The 15,721-nt window shown below is 34.2% G+C and carries 15 protein-coding genes, 1 pseudogene and 1 riboswitch; of the genes and pseudogenes, 1 reads left to right on the top strand and 15 read right to left on the bottom strand.

Going from position 1 to position 15,721, the window contains the following annotated elements:
* Positions 1-592: 592 nt before the first annotated feature.
* The 15 genes from BW929_RS14545 to hpt form a co-directional block, all read right to left on the bottom strand.
* Positions 593-991, bottom strand: a complete 399-nt coding sequence (locus BW929_RS14545; protein WP_076546197.1) for a secondary thiamine-phosphate synthase enzyme YjbQ — start codon at positions 989-991, stop codon at positions 593-595.
* Between the two features lie 125 nt (positions 992-1,116).
* On the bottom strand, positions 1,117-2,598 hold the full coding sequence (lysS, locus tag BW929_RS14540; protein WP_076546196.1) for a lysine--tRNA ligase: 1,482 nt from the start codon (positions 2,596-2,598) through the stop codon (positions 1,117-1,119).
* Positions 2,599-2,692: 94 nt separating this feature from the next.
* A complete protein-coding gene (gene greA / locus BW929_RS14535) occupies positions 2,693-3,175 on the bottom strand; it encodes a transcription elongation factor GreA (protein ID WP_076546195.1) in 483 nt (160 codons plus the stop codon).
* 214 nt (positions 3,176-3,389) lie between these two features.
* Complete coding sequence (gene dusB / locus BW929_RS14530; protein WP_076546194.1) at positions 3,390-4,364, bottom strand: tRNA dihydrouridine synthase DusB; 975 nt, start codon at positions 4,362-4,364, stop codon at positions 3,390-3,392.
* A 1-nt stretch (position 4,365) separates the two neighbouring features.
* Positions 4,366-5,139 carry a type III pantothenate kinase gene (locus BW929_RS14525; RefSeq protein WP_076546193.1) on the bottom strand — a complete coding sequence of 258 codons (774 nt, stop codon included), beginning with the start codon at positions 5,137-5,139 and terminating at the stop codon, positions 4,366-4,368.
* Positions 5,140-5,270: 131 nt separating this feature from the next.
* On the bottom strand, positions 5,271-6,212 hold the full coding sequence (locus BW929_RS14520) for an NAD(P)H-dependent flavin oxidoreductase (protein WP_076546192.1): 942 nt from the start codon (positions 6,210-6,212) through the stop codon (positions 5,271-5,273).
* 112 nt (positions 6,213-6,324) lie between these two features.
* Positions 6,325-7,287: a BMP family ABC transporter substrate-binding protein gene (locus tag BW929_RS14515; RefSeq protein ID WP_076546191.1), complete on the bottom strand. Its 963-nt coding sequence runs from the start codon at positions 7,285-7,287 to the stop codon at positions 6,325-6,327.
* Positions 7,288-7,305: 18 nt separating this feature from the next.
* Complete coding sequence (locus tag BW929_RS14510; RefSeq protein WP_076546190.1) at positions 7,306-8,148, bottom strand: biotin--[acetyl-CoA-carboxylase] ligase; 843 nt, start codon at positions 8,146-8,148, stop codon at positions 7,306-7,308.
* Between the two features lie 61 nt (positions 8,149-8,209).
* Positions 8,210-8,752, bottom strand: a complete 543-nt coding sequence (locus tag BW929_RS14505; protein ID WP_076546189.1) for a folate family ECF transporter S component — start codon at positions 8,750-8,752, stop codon at positions 8,210-8,212.
* A 71-nt stretch (positions 8,753-8,823) separates the two neighbouring features.
* Positions 8,824-8,917: riboswitch (THF riboswitch) on the bottom strand.
* A 53-nt stretch (positions 8,918-8,970) separates the two neighbouring features.
* Positions 8,971-10,641, bottom strand: a complete 1,671-nt coding sequence (locus BW929_RS14500) for a formate--tetrahydrofolate ligase (RefSeq protein ID WP_076546188.1) — start codon at positions 10,639-10,641, stop codon at positions 8,971-8,973.
* A gap of 123 nt (positions 10,642-10,764) precedes the next feature.
* A complete protein-coding gene (locus BW929_RS14495) occupies positions 10,765-11,547 on the bottom strand; it encodes an ABC transporter permease (RefSeq protein ID WP_076546187.1) in 783 nt (260 codons plus the stop codon).
* A gap of 33 nt (positions 11,548-11,580) precedes the next feature.
* Complete coding sequence (locus tag BW929_RS14490) at positions 11,581-12,216, bottom strand: ABC transporter ATP-binding protein (RefSeq protein ID WP_076546186.1); 636 nt, start codon at positions 12,214-12,216, stop codon at positions 11,581-11,583.
* Positions 12,217-12,228: 12 nt separating this feature from the next.
* Positions 12,229-12,537, bottom strand: a complete 309-nt coding sequence (locus tag BW929_RS14485) for a PadR family transcriptional regulator (protein WP_076546185.1) — start codon at positions 12,535-12,537, stop codon at positions 12,229-12,231.
* 142 nt (positions 12,538-12,679) lie between these two features.
* The gene (gene ftsH, locus BW929_RS14480) at positions 12,680-14,587 is read right to left on the bottom strand and encodes an ATP-dependent zinc metalloprotease FtsH (protein ID WP_076546184.1); all 1,908 of its coding nucleotides are present in this window, start codon (positions 14,585-14,587) and stop codon (positions 12,680-12,682) included.
* A gap of 205 nt (positions 14,588-14,792) precedes the next feature.
* Positions 14,793-15,353, bottom strand: a complete 561-nt coding sequence (gene hpt, locus BW929_RS14475) for a hypoxanthine phosphoribosyltransferase (RefSeq protein ID WP_076546183.1) — start codon at positions 15,351-15,353, stop codon at positions 14,793-14,795.
* A 164-nt stretch (positions 15,354-15,517) separates the two neighbouring features.
* On the opposite strand from hpt, the pseudogene BW929_RS14470 reads away from it, so the two are divergent.
* Positions 15,518-15,721 (top strand): annotated as a pseudogene (locus BW929_RS14470) (ISNCY family transposase); the annotation flags it as partial.

The raw sequence follows: 15,721 nt of genomic DNA, 5'->3' as shown, positions 1-15,721 counted from the left end.
ACACTCAAAGTATATTAACGTTGGCTTGCTGTTTAATTTTCAAGGTTCAACGCGCTTTCTTTTTTAAACAAAAAGGTTAGCGCCTTGCTCGGGGATTGACCCCTTCGCACACAATCTCTTTTATAGAACAAATTGATATTTTGGCACTTGCCCATTGAGGGCGGCGCCTTATTTAATTTGTTCTCATTTCGAGATAATGTTTCTATATTTCCTGCCGCCTTTTTTCTCAGCGACATTTAATATCTTATCAACTCCGCCTCACTTTGTCAAGAACTTTTTAGAAAAACTTTTAAAAAGATTTTCCTCTGCTTTAAAGCTTTATTTTTTCTCTTATATATTAAAGAAGAAAAAATTATTTAAGCCTTAAATTTAAGTTCTTTCAATCTCTTATTTTAAGCTTACCTAAAAGCTTAAAAAGTGTTGAGATTATTTGTGCGACGCTTATTATCTTATCAAGCTCTTTTTACTTTGTCAAGAACTTTTTAAAATAATTTTGTCGGCCGGAAAAGTTAATGTTTCAACTTTTCAGCGACATACATTATCTTAACATCAATCCTCTTTTTTGTCAAGAGTTTAAAGCAAAAAAACACGATTAATCTTTTATTATTTTTAAGTAAATATTTCTGCTTCTAGGACCATCAAATTCACAGAAGTAAATTCCCTGCCAGGTTCCAAGCAATAATTTTTTATTTTTCACTATAATACTCTGGTCAACACCAAATAAGCTTGACTTAATATGAGCAGCTGAATTACCTTCTAAATGTGCATAATTATCATTAAAGGGTACTATTTTATTTATCTCTTTTTTGATATCTTCTGTAACATCAGGGTCAGCATTTTCATTGATAGTCACTGCTGCAGTTGTGTGTGGTATATGAATTTGAAGCAAACCAGACTCAAACTCAGTTTCCTTAACTGCCTTTTGTATATCCTTTGTAATATCAATAAATTCTACTTTGCTATTAGTTTTAATTGAAATCTTTTTAAACATTAGCAACACCCCTTATATTTTGATTGAATACTTATTTATTGAATACTTATTTAACTGAATATTTAGTTAAATAAGTAAGAAAAATAAAACCGGGTCTGATTCCCGGTTTTATTTTATAATTTTAATTACTCATTACTCTCCGGTCTCATAGTAGGGAATAAAATAACATCTCTAATAGAACTGGAATCTGTTAACAACATAATCAAGCGGTCAATCCCAATCCCCAATCCACCTGTAGGCGGCATACCATATTCCAGTGCTCTTATGAAATCATAATCCATCATCTGAGCTTCTTCATCACCAGCTTCACGCATTTCTACCTGTTTTTCAAATCTGCGCTTCTGTTCTTCAGGATCATTTAACTCACTAAAAGCATTGGCAATTTCCCGTCCATAAACAAAGGCTTCAAAACGATAGGTAAAACGAGGATCGTCCTCTATTTTTTGAGCCAGTGGTGATACCTCAATTGGATAATCCATTATAAAAGTTGGTTGAATTAATTTATCTTCAACTCTTTCTTCAAAAACTTCATTAAGAACTTCACCGTAGGATAGTCCTTCCTCAGGTTTAACTCCTACTGATGCTGCAGCCTTATAGGCTTCTTCTGCTGTGTCAAATTCAGTAAAATCAACGTCTGCATACTTTTTGACGGCCTCAACCATAGTAATTCTAGTCCAGGGAGTAGTAAAATCAAGCTCAGTTCCTTCGTATTCAACTTTTTCTGCCCCAAGAACTTCTTCTGCTAAATGGTTAATCAGATTTTCAGTAAGTTCCATCATATCATAATAATCTGCCTGGGCCTGATAAAGTTCCATAGTAGTGAATTCAGGATTATGTTTATAGGACATACCTTCATTACGAAAGTTTCTATTTATTTCAAATACCTTCTCAAAGCCACCAACAATTAACTTTTTAAGATAGAGTTCTGGTGCAATTCTTAAAAATAAATCCATATCTAAAGTATTATGATGGGTTACAAAAGGTCGAGCAGTTGCTCCCCCAGCAATGGGATGCATCATCGGAGTTTCAACTTCTAAAAATCCTTTTTCTTCCAGATATCTTCTCATTTCTTTAATTATTTTACTTCTAATAACAAAAGTTTCTTTAACATCAGGATTAACAATTAAATCAAGATAACGCTGACGATAACGTATATCTTTATCCTTTAGACCGTGAAACTTTTCGGGTAAAGGCCTTAAAGATTTGGTTAAAAGTTTAAAAGAAGAAACTCTAATTGAAATTTGACCTCTATTAGTTTTGAAAACAGTTCCGGTAATACCAACCAGGTCTCCAAGATCTAAATCCTGAAAAAACTCGTACCGGTCTTCGCCAATATTATTTTGTTTAACATATAATTGAACTTTCCCACTCATATCCATTACATCAGCAAAACTTGCTTTACCGTGAGTACGAATTGCCATCAGACGACCGGCTAATTTAACTTCTGTTTCTTCTAATTCTTCAAAATTATTTTCTACTTCAGCTGCATGATGAGTAACTTCATATTTTTCGGCAAAAGCCTTTTTGCGTTCTTCTCTCAATTGAGATAACTTTTCCCGCCTCTGTAACATTAACTCATTCATATCTTCGAGCATATTTTCACTCATTATAAATATCCAACTCCTTATTTAATTATAATAGAGTACCAACTCTATTTCTTGCAAATTTAATAATTTTTATAAATAAATCTAATAACTTTTATTAATGTTTAGCCTTCTTAATTGAAATAATCTCATAATCAACTTTCCCAGCAGGAGTTTCCACAGTTACCTCATCTCCAATCGCATGTCCTAAAATAGCTTTACCAATAGGTGATTCATTGGAAATTTTATAATTTAAAGGATCTGCTTCTGCTGAACCAACTAAAGTATAGCTGATTTTTTCATCACTATCAAGGTCGTGGAGCATAACTGTAGTTCCAAGATTAACTTTTTTATCAGTTACTTCTTCATCTTTAACTACATGAGCATTATTAAGCATATTTTTTATTTCCTGAATTCTACCTTCTACAAAGGCCTGCTCATTTTTTGCATCATCATATTCGGAATTCTCACTGATATCTCCAAATTCACGAGCAACCTTAATCCGCTTTGCAACCTCACGTCTCTTTTCTGTTTCTAAATATTCTAATTCATTTTCTAATTTTTCAAAACCTTCTTCAGTCAACATTACCTGATCTGCCATAAATATCTCCCTCTACTTTCTCGTTGAATTTTAATTTTCGAATTGTCGAAATTGTCTAATATATATAAAAGTGCCGAATGGGCCAGCAATACAGCCCAACACGAAAGTGTGCCAGGTATTTATACCTGACACCACTATAAGTCTACAATTATTAATTATTATAAATAACTTTACTTTTATTGTCAAGCAGGATTATCTAATCACTTCAATTAATCTACATACTAAAGGATTTCCGATAAGCTTTTAATAATTCAATTAAGTTATTCAAATCAGTAATCTGATTAACTTTATTTTTCATTTCACTGGCATTTGGCAGTCCTTTTAAATACCAGGAAATATGTTTACGCATAATTGGAACTCCATGACTTTCACCATAATAATCAACTGCAAGTTTTAAATGTCTAATAGCCATTTCAATCTTTTCTGAATAAGAAGGTGCTTCAATTAAATCTCCAGTTTTTAAATATTTAATTACTTCTTTAAAAATCCAGGGATATCCCTGAGCTGCTCGGCCAATCATTATTCCCTCACAATTGGTCTGTTCAAAAACCATTTTAGCATCTTCGGCAGAAAAAATATCGCCATTAGCAATAACTGGAATCTCTACCATCTCAACTGCATCTTTAATTATACTCCAGTCAGCCTCACCTTTGTAAAATTGATTCCTGGTTCTACCATGAATAGCTACAGCAGCAGCTCCTGCCTTCTCTGCAATTTTTGTCAGTTCAACTGCATTTAGATTATGAGCATCCCAACCACTTCGCATCTTAACAGTTACCGGAATATCTACGGCCTGAACAGTAGATTTTATAATTTTAGCAGCCAGTCCCAAATCTTTCATTAGGGCTGAACCCGCACCATTTTTTACAATTTTCCGGGCAGGACATCCCATGTTAATATCAATGATATCCACATCATATTCTTCAGCAATGCCTGCAGCAGCCCGGGCCATAAATTCCGGTTCTTCACCAAAAATTTGGACAGCTATTTTACCGTTTTCCGATTTATCAAACTCTATTAATTCTGCAGTTCTTTTATTTCCATACTCATAACCCTTAGCACTAACCATCTCTGTATAAAGAAGTTCAACTCCCATTTCCCTGATCAATTTCCGATAAGGATAATCACTTACTCCAGCCATGGGAGCCAAAAAAACAGCCGGTTCAATTTTTAAATCATTTATCTTCATCTTAAGATCCCATTCCATTTATATCAGCAATATATTTTAAACCTTTTAAAGTCAAGAATGGTTCTACATAATCAATAGAATCAGTCTCGGCAGCTATTAAACTTACAAGCCCACCAGTAGCTATAACAACAGCATCTTCAGAGAGCTCCTGTTTGAATTTTTTAACCAGATATTCAACCTGGCCAACAAAACCATAGACTATTCCAGATTTCATTCCATCAATTGTATTTTTACCTATGGCTTTCCCTGGCTCAATCAACTCAATTCTGGGCAACTTGGCAGATTGACTAAATAGTGCTTCTGCTGAAATTCCAATCCCCGGGGCAATAGATCCTCCAAGATACTCCCCTCTGGCCGAAACTGCACAAAAAGTTGTAGCGGTTCCAAAATCAACAATTATCAGGGGACCATCATATAGGTGCCCTGCCGCAACAGCATTAACTATTCGATCAGCTCCAACCTCTTTTGGGTTATCTGTTTTAATATTCATTCCGGTTTTAACCCCAGGCCCAACGACTAATGGATTTACATCAAAATAACGATAGGCTGTTTTCTTTAAAATTCTTAAAATTGGTGGTACAACACTTGAAATAATAATTGAATTTACCGCATCATTATTAATACCTGCTGATTCAAATAAATTTTTAAATAGCATTCCATATTCATCTGGCGTTTTATTTCTATCTGTAGAAATTCTCCAGTGAGTTTTTAAATCCTCATCCTGATATAAACCCAAAACTGTATTAGTATTACCAATATCCATTGTTAAAATCATTTTTTCTGCCCCTTATTGATTTGTATTTGATCAACCCCATAATACTTACAGGCTTATCTAAAAAAGCAGCTAAATATTTAAAAGCTGCAGCTTTATATTAAACCAAACTGCAGCCAGATGTCAAATCTCTACTAAGCATTAAAGTAATCTTTTATTTCCTGGAAAATTTCTTTAGTAGACAAAATTTCTTTAACTCTGCCGATACCAGCTCCAGTGAAAAATACTCCGTTTTCCATATCTCCATTTTTAGCATTAATTAAAGCATCTTTAATACAGAATTTTTTGGTGCAGCTTTTCAAACAATCTGTACAATTAGCAGGTGGAGGAGCTTCTCCAGCCTTAATAAGTTCCGAAAATCTAGTTTTGATCGCATTGGCCTTATAACCAACAGAACTCATAATCTTCATAACATCATCAGAAGAGGCTTTAACACATAATTTCTTAAATTTTTCCGAAACCGAAGCCTCCTTACTTGCCAAAAATCTTGTTCCCATCTGAACTCCATCAACACCAAGCTTAAACATCGCTTCAATATCTGCAGGAGTTACTGCTTCTCCAGCTCCAATTACAGGTATATCAACTTTACCAGCAATTTTTTTAACTAAATCGAAACTATTCTCATCACTTCCAAGATGACCACCAGCATTTCCTCCTTCAACCACTACAGCAGATGCTCCAAGTTTCTGAGAAATCCTTGCCAGCTTGAGAGAAGAAACAATAGGAATCACCGGAGTATCATATTCTTTCCCAACACCAAACATATCCCGAGAAAAACCAGCTCCCGAAATAATACAATCTATACCTGCTTCAACTGAGGCTTTTAATAGTTCACCAAAACCCTTAGCAGCAAACATTATATTTACACCGATTATACCATCACTTAATTTTCGCGCTTTTTTGATTTCCGATTTCAATTCTTGAGGTGTCATAACTGAAGCACCAATTACTCCAATACCACCTTCATTGGCAACAGCTGCAGCCAGTTCCGCCATCGAAACTCTAATTGCCATGCCTCCCTGAATAATAGGAAGTTTAGCTCTTAAATCAGCAATCTTTAATTCAGGTAATCTCAATTTATCACTCCTAAAAATATTTTAAACTTTATTCTATTTTATCTTATCACAGAATCAATAGGATTTAAATGGTTTTTTGACTATTAGTCAAAACTTAGTCTAGATTCTTAAACTAAGGAACTGAAGGTAATTCAATTTCCCCAGCAAGAAACTGCTGTTTATATTCTTCTATTCTTTTGATTTTTTCTTCATCCAGCATATCAGATAGCTGATTCTGTTCCAGAATAAAAGCATTATCATCCAGACCATATTCTCTGATTTCACTGTTATAATTATCATTACCAAAATTTTCTATAAGCTGTTTAACCAAATAATCAGTATTTTTCAAAACTGCAGTTATTATATTATTTGGAGCAAGGCTTATATCAGCAGAATCTAGGGTAATCAATTTAATATCTTCTTCGATAGCTGTATCTATTATCCCGCGGGAAGCAGCACCTGCGGCGTAAAAAATCAGGTCAACATTCTCATTTATTAATTCAGAACTTATCTCTTTGGCTGCAGAAAAATCATTAAAACTCCCAACATAACGGCTAATTACTTCCACCCCGGAATTAACAGTATCAGCTCCAGCTTTAAAACCCAACTGATAGAGTCTCATTGTTCGGGTATCCTGACCTCCAACAAATGCAACCTTTGAACTATTACTTGTCAGAGCAGCGACAATCCCGGCCAGAAAAGCTTCTTCCTCTTTATTAAAAATCATCGACATAACATTTTTCTCTTCCACTACCCCATCAAATAATACAAAATTAGTCTCTGGATACATCTGAGCGGCTTCCTTAATCGCCTGCTCCATTGTAAAACCAACTCCCCAGATTAAATCAAAATCATTTTCTGCAAAATAATTAATATTACTTTGATACTCGGTCATTAAATTTGATTCTCTAAATTCAAGTTTTAAATTTGAATTTTCACTAACCTTAATCAAAGATTTTCTTAATTGATCATTATAACTTTTATCACCAAAACCACCAACATCACTAACCAGAGCCACTTCCAGATATTGAGCTGATACAGAAAAAGAAATGAATAAGAAAAAAACTAATAAAACTACTAATAATTTAAAGTTCATTTTCTCTCCTTTCCAGAATCAATCATTATATTTACTCAGACTCTGATAATCTAAAGATGTAGTAGCAGATTGTAATTCTTTCTCTCTACCATCTGCTAAAACAACTAATAAATTACCACTATCAAGTACTTCTTTAATAAACCCAGTCTGTTTTTCTCCATTATGAATAAAATCAATTTTTTTACCAGTTAGATTTAATCTTTTTTTCCATTTATTAATAATATTTTCTCTGCTACCAGAGAAATAATTAGTAATATGAGTTTCTATTTTTTCTATTAATCTGGCTAGAAATATATTCTTATTTATTTTTTTGTTTTTTTCCAAATAATAAGAAGTTGCTATTGCTTGAATTTCAGAAGCAAAAAATTCATTATTTAAATTTATCCCACAGCCAACTACTACAAAAGCTTCGTTTTTTCTATTTAATACTAATTCTGATAAGATGCCGCAAATTTTTTTATGATCAACCAAAATATCATTGGGCCACTTTATAACAGTTTTTAAATCAAAAAAGTTAAAAGTATCCTGAACGGCAAGTGCTGCTGCTGCCGTAATTTGTGGGATTTTATCAGTATTAGAATTCGGTTTAAAGAGAAAAGAAACTGCCATACTGGCAGGATCCGAGGAAAGCCAGCTATGACCTCTTCTCCCTCGACCCGCAAGTTGAGAGTCCGCTGCAAATACAAATAATTTATCATTTTTTAACAATTTTAGTTCAGCAATGGAGCTCTCAATTAAGTCTTTTGCCTGATTATTAGTCGAATCAACTTTATCATAAATTTTTAGAATAGTTTTTCTGCTTATATTATTTTTAAGATTGTCCTGTATTTTATTTTGATTAAAATTATTATATTTTTCCATTATTAATTCTCCTAGAAAAAGGACCCAAAAAGGGCCCTTTAGATTCTTATTTAATTTTATGTCAGCAGCTCGTTCCTGCTTTGATTTCACGAACTTTAACAGCATCATAATTTAAAAGAACTTTGATAAAATATGCATAAAGCGGTATATTAATCAACTGACTAATCAGTCCTGGAGGCATTAATACTGTAAAGGGAACTCCAAATAAAGTGTTAATAAAATACGGTACCAAAATCAAAGAAGAAATTAACTGTCCAACAGCTACTGAAATAAATATAACCGGTAATGTTCTACAGCGCTTGAGTACATAAAACACCATAAATCCCGGGATAAAGCCTGTTAAAAATGAAGTAAAAGTAAAGTGCGGCATATAAGCTCCCATCGGGTTAATAAAATAACCAAGCAGGTCTCCAAGTGCACCCACAATACCTCCAGCAACAGGACCAAAAGCTACACCTGCAAAAATTATAGGCAAAGCTCCAAAACCAATTCGGACACCTTCAACACCTGCAATTGGAATCCTGATACTTAATATTCGGGTTAAAATAATTGTCAAAGCCGTTAAGAAAGATAGATAAGCAATCTTTTTTGTGCTTATTTTCATTTTTTACACCTCCCCCCTCTCTGGTTAGATGATAGTTTCTAATCTGCACCAAAGAAAGAGGAGACTTTGGTGACAGCGGACGCGACAGGGAGACCGCAGCTAAAAGCTTTCGTTTCAGAGCAACGTCCCATCTCTGAACACTCTACGCCTCCTGCCTACTCTATCACTATATTTCATTATTTATATTATAACCCATTCACATAATTTTTTAAAGTTATTTAGAACAATCCAGAAATTTTTCCGTCAGCATCAATATCAATGTCTTCAGCTGAAGGTCTCTTTGGCAGACCGGGCATTGTTAATACTGGACCAGTCATCACAACTAAAAAGCCTGCACCAGCCGAAAGATTAATTTCCTTAACACTAATTCTAAAACCACTGGGACGTCCTTTTAAATTCGGATTATCAGAAATCGAGCTCTGCGTTTTTGCCATACAAACTGGTATTTCTGCATAACCCTGTTTTTCATATTTCTTTATTTGAGACAGTGCTGTATCACTATAATCAACACCATCTGCCCCATAAATTTCAGTAGCAATGGTCTCAATTTTTTCTTTAATTGGAGCCTTTTCATCATAAAGAAATTCAAACTTACTTTCTTCATTTTCAAGAACATCTACAACAGCATTGGCTAGTTCTTCACCGCCTTTTCCACCTTTAGCCCAAACTTCAGATAAGGCGACATTAACTCCCAACTCTTCACATTTCTTTCTAACTAATTCTAACTCAGCTTCAGTATCATCTGGAAATCTGTTAATTGCAACAACTGTGGGTACACCAAACTTATTAACATTTTCTATATGTTTTTCCAAATTCTCTATTCCTTTATCCAGAGCATCTAAATTCTCTTCTTTCAGATTATCTTTTTCTACCCCACCATGCATTTTTAAAGCTCTGATAGTCGCAACTAACACTGTAGCATCAGGTTTCAAATCAGCAAATCTGGATTTAATATTATAAAATTTCTCGGCACCTAGATCAGCACCAAAACCAGCCTCAGTAACTGTTATATCACCAAGTTTCATTGAAAATTTAGTGGCCATAACACTATTACATCCATGAGCAATATTTGCAAATGGTCCTCCATGAATAAAAGCAGGTGTGTTTTCTAAAGTCTGAACTAAATTAGGTTTAATAGCATCTTTTAATAAAGCAGTCATTGCTCCCTCTACTTTTAAATCATGAGCCGTTACACTTTCCCCATCATAAGTATAACCAATTACAATCTTACCGAGTTTATCTTTTAATTCCATTAAATCATTGGCCAGACATAAAATTGCCATAATCTCCGAAGCAACCGTTATTAAAAATCCATCTTCACGTGGCTGACCATTTTTAGTTCCACCCAGTCCGACTACTGTGTTTCTAAGCGCTCGATCGTTCATATCCACCGCACGTTTAAAAGTGATTTGAGTTGGATCAATATTTAATTCATTACCCTGTTTAATATGATTATCAATAGCTGCAGCCAATAAATTATGCGCTATTCCAATCGCATGGATATCTCCAGTGAAATGAAGATTGATATCCTCCATGGGTATAACCTGGGCATAACCACCACCTGCCGCACCACCTTTAATTCCCATTGTCGGGCCTAAGGAAGGTTCTCTGATTGCAATCACAGCATTTTTACCAATTCGATTCAGGGCCTGCCCCAACCCCACTGTAGTTGTTGTTTTTCCTTCTCCAGCCGGTGTCGGTGTAATCGCAGTCACAAGAACCAGTTTACTATCAGAGTTATCAGAAAGTCTTTTGAGTACATCCAGTTTCACTTTTGCCTTATACTTGCCGTATAATTCCAGATCATCTTCCTCTAAACCAATCTGGGTAGCAATTTCGGTAATTTCTTTCATTTTAGCTTCCTGAGCAATTTGAATATCACTTTTCACTATATTTCCCCCTCGGATAATTTGTTTGAAAATTTAAATTATACTTAATTCTTATTATAATATTTCAATGTAATTTAAATAATTCCTGCTTTGATATTTATTTCACTTAAATTTTCTTTGAAATTATAATCTCAGCTGCTTTCTTGAATTAAAAAATGTTTTCGCTCCTCGGTTTACCATAAAAAACACAGTTAATGTTACACTTCCTAGAATACCCATCATAATTGCAATTTGATATTTAATGGCAATTATCGGAGAGGCACCAGCAAGTATCTGCCCGGTCATCATTCCGGGTAAAAATACAATTCCCATTCCCATCATCGAATTAATTGTTGGCAGCACTGCATTATAAAAAGCTCGATTACTTATCTCTTTAACAGCTGTTTCCGGTTCAGCACCCAGCATTAAATAATTTTCTATCAATGATTTGTTATCTTTAAATCCATTTATTAAATGGTTAACCCCCAGAGAAATACCAGTCATTGAATTTCCAATCAACATTCCAGATAAAGGAATAAAATAATCAGCTCTGAACCAGGGATCCAGTCTAACTACTACCAGAACAAAGAAAAAAATACTTATTGAGGTACCTAGAAACATTGAGCCTGCTATTATGCCCTTCAACTTTTTAGAGATTTCAGAATTAACCCTACCATAGATATTATATATTGCGAAGATTTCCATAATCAGCAGAATTAATAAACTATAATATGGATTTTGATTTGCAAAAACATATTCCAAAATAAATCCTACCGCAACTAACTGAATGGTCATTCTAACAGAAGCCAGTAAAATTTCTGCTTTATGCCCAATCTTTTTTTCTTTGACAATAAAAAGCAAAACTAAAACAAAAATATAAGCAAATACCAGCTGTAGTAATTGAATATTTATAATATCATTCTCCATAAACTTCCCTCCTCAAAAAAATTCAATAGTAAATCAATTTTTCCAGCTTACAATTCTACCCTTTTCTATATTAATTATTCTGTCAGCATATTTTTCAGCTATCTCCGGACTGTGAGTAACCATAATTAATGTCCTATCATTTTCTCGAACATAATCAACTACCATTTGAATAATTTTTTCTTCTGTTTTTTTGTCAAGAGAAGACGAAGGCTCATCTAAAAGCAGCACCTCTGGTTCCAGAAGCATGACTCTAGCCAGAGCAAGACGCTGTTTTTCTCCACCGGATAAATTATCGGCATTATCACTTAAGTTTTTGTTTAAAGAAACCTTTTTTAAAAGATCCTTATAATTTATATTTTTAGAACTCCCATTCTCAGCAATTTTTTCAGTTATTTGAAAATTATCTCTGATACTCCCTCTAAATATCGCCGGATCCTGGGGCAGCATTACAACCTCTCTTCTTAAAGCAACAGGCTCATAATTCTCGATATTTTTATTTTTAAAAAATATCTCTCCTTGGTCAGCTGATATCATATTATTCAGTAGTTTTAAAAAAGTAGTTTTTCCACCACCACTGCTGCCCAAAATTGCTGTAACAAAATTTTTATTAAGCTTAACTTTTTCGATATCTAAAATATTTTTATATTTAACATTTTTTAACTCAAACATATATAACCCCCCCTAATCCACAATTTCATTTGATAATTCAATTGTTTTTGCCTTAACTTCTATTAAAACTTCTTCTCCTTTTTCTGTAAGGCTGTAATATTTTCTGACCTTTCCCTCAATAGTTTTTTCTTCACTGCTCAAGATTCCATCAGCTTCCATGGAGTGTAGGATGGGATAAAGAGTACCAGAACTTATATTATAACCATGACTTTTTAACTCTTTAATCATCCAGAGACCAAAAAATGGCTCTTTTTTGGCATGATAAAGAATATGGATTCTCATAAAAGCCAGAAAAAGTTTTCTTAGAATTTTATTTTCCATAATAACACCTCATTATCGAATTTCGTTATTGAATTTCATTATAGCAGTTCGATAATAAAATTAAAAGTAAAAGAATAACAATGCAAAAAACGACCAGCTGTAAACAGCTGGTCGTCTAAAATAATATATTTCTAGATTGTCTTTACCCATTCTGAGGTTCAGGTTCAAAAGTAGTGATTATACTCTCTTGTTTTTCTTGATCTCCATCAGAATCATCTTCTTCAATTCTATCTTTGTCTGGATCTCCAGTAATTTCTTCACCTCTCATCAGACGTTTAATCTGATCTGCATGTAAGGTTTCATATTCCTTTAGGGCAGAAACAATTTTTTCTACTGTATCAGAATTTTCTCTAAGCAGTCTTTCTGCTTTACTGTAGCACTCCTCAACCATTTTACTAATCTCTTTATCAATGCGAGCAGCAACTTCTTCACTGTAATTTCTCTGTCGTGAAATATCTCTACCCAGAAATACCTGCTGATCATGCTTCTGACCAAGAGTTAATGGGCCTAAGTTTTCACTCATTCCATATTCGGTTACCATGGCTCTAATAATCTGGGTTGCTCGCTCAATATCATTTTGAGCTCCTGTACTAATATCATCCAGGAAAATAGCCTCTGCAGCTCGTCCTCCCATTAGGCTGGTTACTTTATCTAAAAGCTGCCCTTTGGTCATAAAGTTCTGATCATCCGATGGTAAGGGTACAGTAAATCCACCTGCTCTACCTCGCGGAATAATTGTAACCTTATGGGTGCGATCAGCGTGCTCCAGAAGTTCACCCAGAAGAGCATGTCCCGTTTCATGATAGGAAACAAGATTTTTCTCTTCTTCAGAAACTACCTTACTGGTTCTTGCAGGTCCAGCAATTACTCTATCAATAGCATCATCAAATTCTTTCATTGCGATAATCTGTTTTGATCTACGGGCAGCTAAAATAGCAGCCTCATTGGCCAGATTTTCCATATCTGCTCCCGTAAAACCAGGTGTTCTTTTAGCAAGAACCTCTAAATCAATATCATCACCCAAAGGTTTATCCTTTACGTGAATCTCCAGTATTTTTTGTCTTCCCAGTCTATCAGGTTTATCTACCATTACCTGACGATCAAAACGACCAGGTCTTAATAAAGCGGGGTCCAGAACATCAGGTCGGTTAGTTGCAGCCATTAAAATAATTCCTTCATTTGGCTCAAATCCATCCATTTCAACCAGAAGCTGGTTCAATGTTTGTTCACGTTCATCATGCCCACCACCAAGACCGGCTCCACGTTGACGTCCCACTGCATCAAGTTCATCTATAAAGATAATACAGGGGGAATTCTTTTTACCTTTTTCAAATAAATCTCTGACTCTGGATGCACCTACACCAACAAACATTTCAACAAAATCAGAACCACTGATAAAGAAGAATGGTACACCTGCTTCTCCAGCTACTGCCTTTGCCATTAATGTCTTACCGGTTCCTGGAGGACCAACCATTAAAACTCCTTTTGGAACCTCGGCACCCAGTTCTGTAAACTTATCAGGCTTCTTTAAAAATTGAATTACTTCCTGTAATTCCTCTTTAACCTCATCATAATTAGCAACATCATCAAAGGTTACCTTAACATCACTTTCATTCAATTTAGCCTTACTTTTACCAAATGACATCATCTTGCTGCCGCCACCCTGCATTTTCTGCATAATAAAAACCCAGGCGACAATTAAAATTACAACAGGTAAAATATAACTTAAAATATTGATCCACCAGGGTGTTGTTGGCTGGGGTTCAGTTTTTATATTAACATCACCAGCTCGCAATTCCTGCATTAAAGATGGAATTGCCTCGGGTGGAACGGGAACTCTAAAATTCTTATTATTAATTGTACCTGTCACTTCCTGATTACCAATAATTGTTACCTGATTAATATTATCGGCCTCTACCTCCTGCAAAAGATTTGTGTAAGTAAAATCTTCCATAGTAGACGGTCCCTGCTGCATAAAAAATTGAGCAACTAAAATTGATATAGCAATCAGAATTAAATAAAATCCTATATTTTTAACAAACTTATTCAAATTTATTTACCTCCCCTACGACTTAAATCATATACAGTAAAATATTATAACATAATATTTATATTTTGTAAACGAAATGGCCTTCAATCTGAGCTAATTTTTTTATTATATATACTTAAATTATTACCTCAGCTAAACTATATTATAAACCATTAATATTAAATTTCCATTAGAATATAAATATTATTCTTTAAGCCGCTGAGTATTATATATATAATTTTTCCTTTAAAACACCTATAAATGATAAATTTCGATATTTTTCTGCAAAATCAAGACCATAACCAACAACAAACTTATCCGGAATCTCAAAACCATTAAAATCAGCATCAATTTCTTTTTGAACCCTTCTATCTGGTTTATCTAAAAGAGTCACTACTTTAATACTTTTTGGATCACGAGTTTCTAACATATCAACAACATGTTTAAGGGTACGACCAGTATCAATGATATCTTCTACAATTAAAAGATGTCTACCTTCAATATTTTCTTCCATATCTTTAATTATTCTTACAACACCTGATGACTCTGTAGATGCTCCATAACTTGAAACATCCATAAAATCAAAAACCACCGGCAAATCTATTTCTCTTGCTAGATCAGCCATAAAAAGAACTGCCCCTCGCAAAATACAGAGCATTACAATATCATCATCTTCTTCATAACCAGCTGTGATTTCCTCTCCCAATTCTGAAATCCTCTGCTTTAATTCTTCCTCATCAATAATTACCTCTTTAATGTCGTCAGCAAAAACAGTATTTTGTCCCATTGTTATCCTCCTAATTATATTTTAATTTTAGTCGTTTGTATAATGTCTAAGGCCCTAAATGACAGGGCTCATGACATAAATTTTTGGTGATTTCCTCCTTAAGATATGGTATAATATAGTTAGAGATACTAAAAATACCACAAAGCCAAAAGGAGGAAATCATAATGTCTTTTAATTCTAAAAAGCAATTGTCTTTCGGTGATCTTTATGAACAGGCCAAAGATTGGGCTCAAAATGATAAACCTCAATTCCTTGAAATGCTCGATCAATATCTTGATTTATCTGAATTTATTCCATTCAGTTTCTACACTGCTTACTACAAATATTTTGGTAGAAAAAGAGAATATGATCTAGAATCGATGCTTTCT

This window comes from Halanaerobium kushneri, assembly GCF_900156285.1.
GTDB lineage: Bacteria > Bacillota > Halanaerobiia > Halanaerobiales > Halanaerobiaceae > Halanaerobium > Halanaerobium kushneri.
This window is presented reverse-complemented; position numbering and strand designations above follow the sequence as displayed.

Coding starts and splice junctions, on each gene's coding strand:
- BW929_RS14545 (WP_076546197.1), bottom strand. CDS start 991: ATGTTTAAAAAGATTTCAATTAAAACTAATAGCAAAGTAGAATTTATT.
- lysS (WP_076546196.1), bottom strand. CDS start 2,598: ATGAGTGAAAATATGCTCGAAGATATGAATGAGTTAATGTTACAGAGG.
- greA (WP_076546195.1), bottom strand. CDS start 3,175: ATGGCAGATCAGGTAATGTTGACTGAAGAAGGTTTTGAAAAATTAGAA.
- dusB (WP_076546194.1), bottom strand. CDS start 4,364: ATGAAGATAAATGATTTAAAAATTGAACCGGCTGTTTTTTTGGCTCCC.
- BW929_RS14525 (WP_076546193.1), bottom strand. CDS start 5,139: ATGATTTTAACAATGGATATTGGTAATACTAATACAGTTTTGGGTTTA.
- BW929_RS14515 (WP_076546191.1), bottom strand. CDS start 7,287: ATGAACTTTAAATTATTAGTAGTTTTATTAGTTTTTTTCTTATTCATT.
- BW929_RS14510 (WP_076546190.1), bottom strand. CDS start 8,148: ATGGAAAAATATAATAATTTTAATCAAAATAAAATACAGGACAATCTT.
- BW929_RS14505 (WP_076546189.1), bottom strand. CDS start 8,752: ATGAAAATAAGCACAAAAAAGATTGCTTATCTATCTTTCTTAACGGCT.
- BW929_RS14495 (WP_076546187.1), bottom strand. CDS start 11,547: ATGGAGAATGATATTATAAATATTCAATTACTACAGCTGGTATTTGCT.
- BW929_RS14490 (WP_076546186.1), bottom strand. CDS start 12,216: ATGTTTGAGTTAAAAAATGTTAAATATAAAAATATTTTAGATATCGAA.
- BW929_RS14485 (WP_076546185.1), bottom strand. CDS start 12,537: ATGGAAAATAAAATTCTAAGAAAACTTTTTCTGGCTTTTATGAGAATC.
- hpt (WP_076546183.1), bottom strand. CDS start 15,353: ATGGGACAAAATACTGTTTTTGCTGACGACATTAAAGAGGTAATTATT.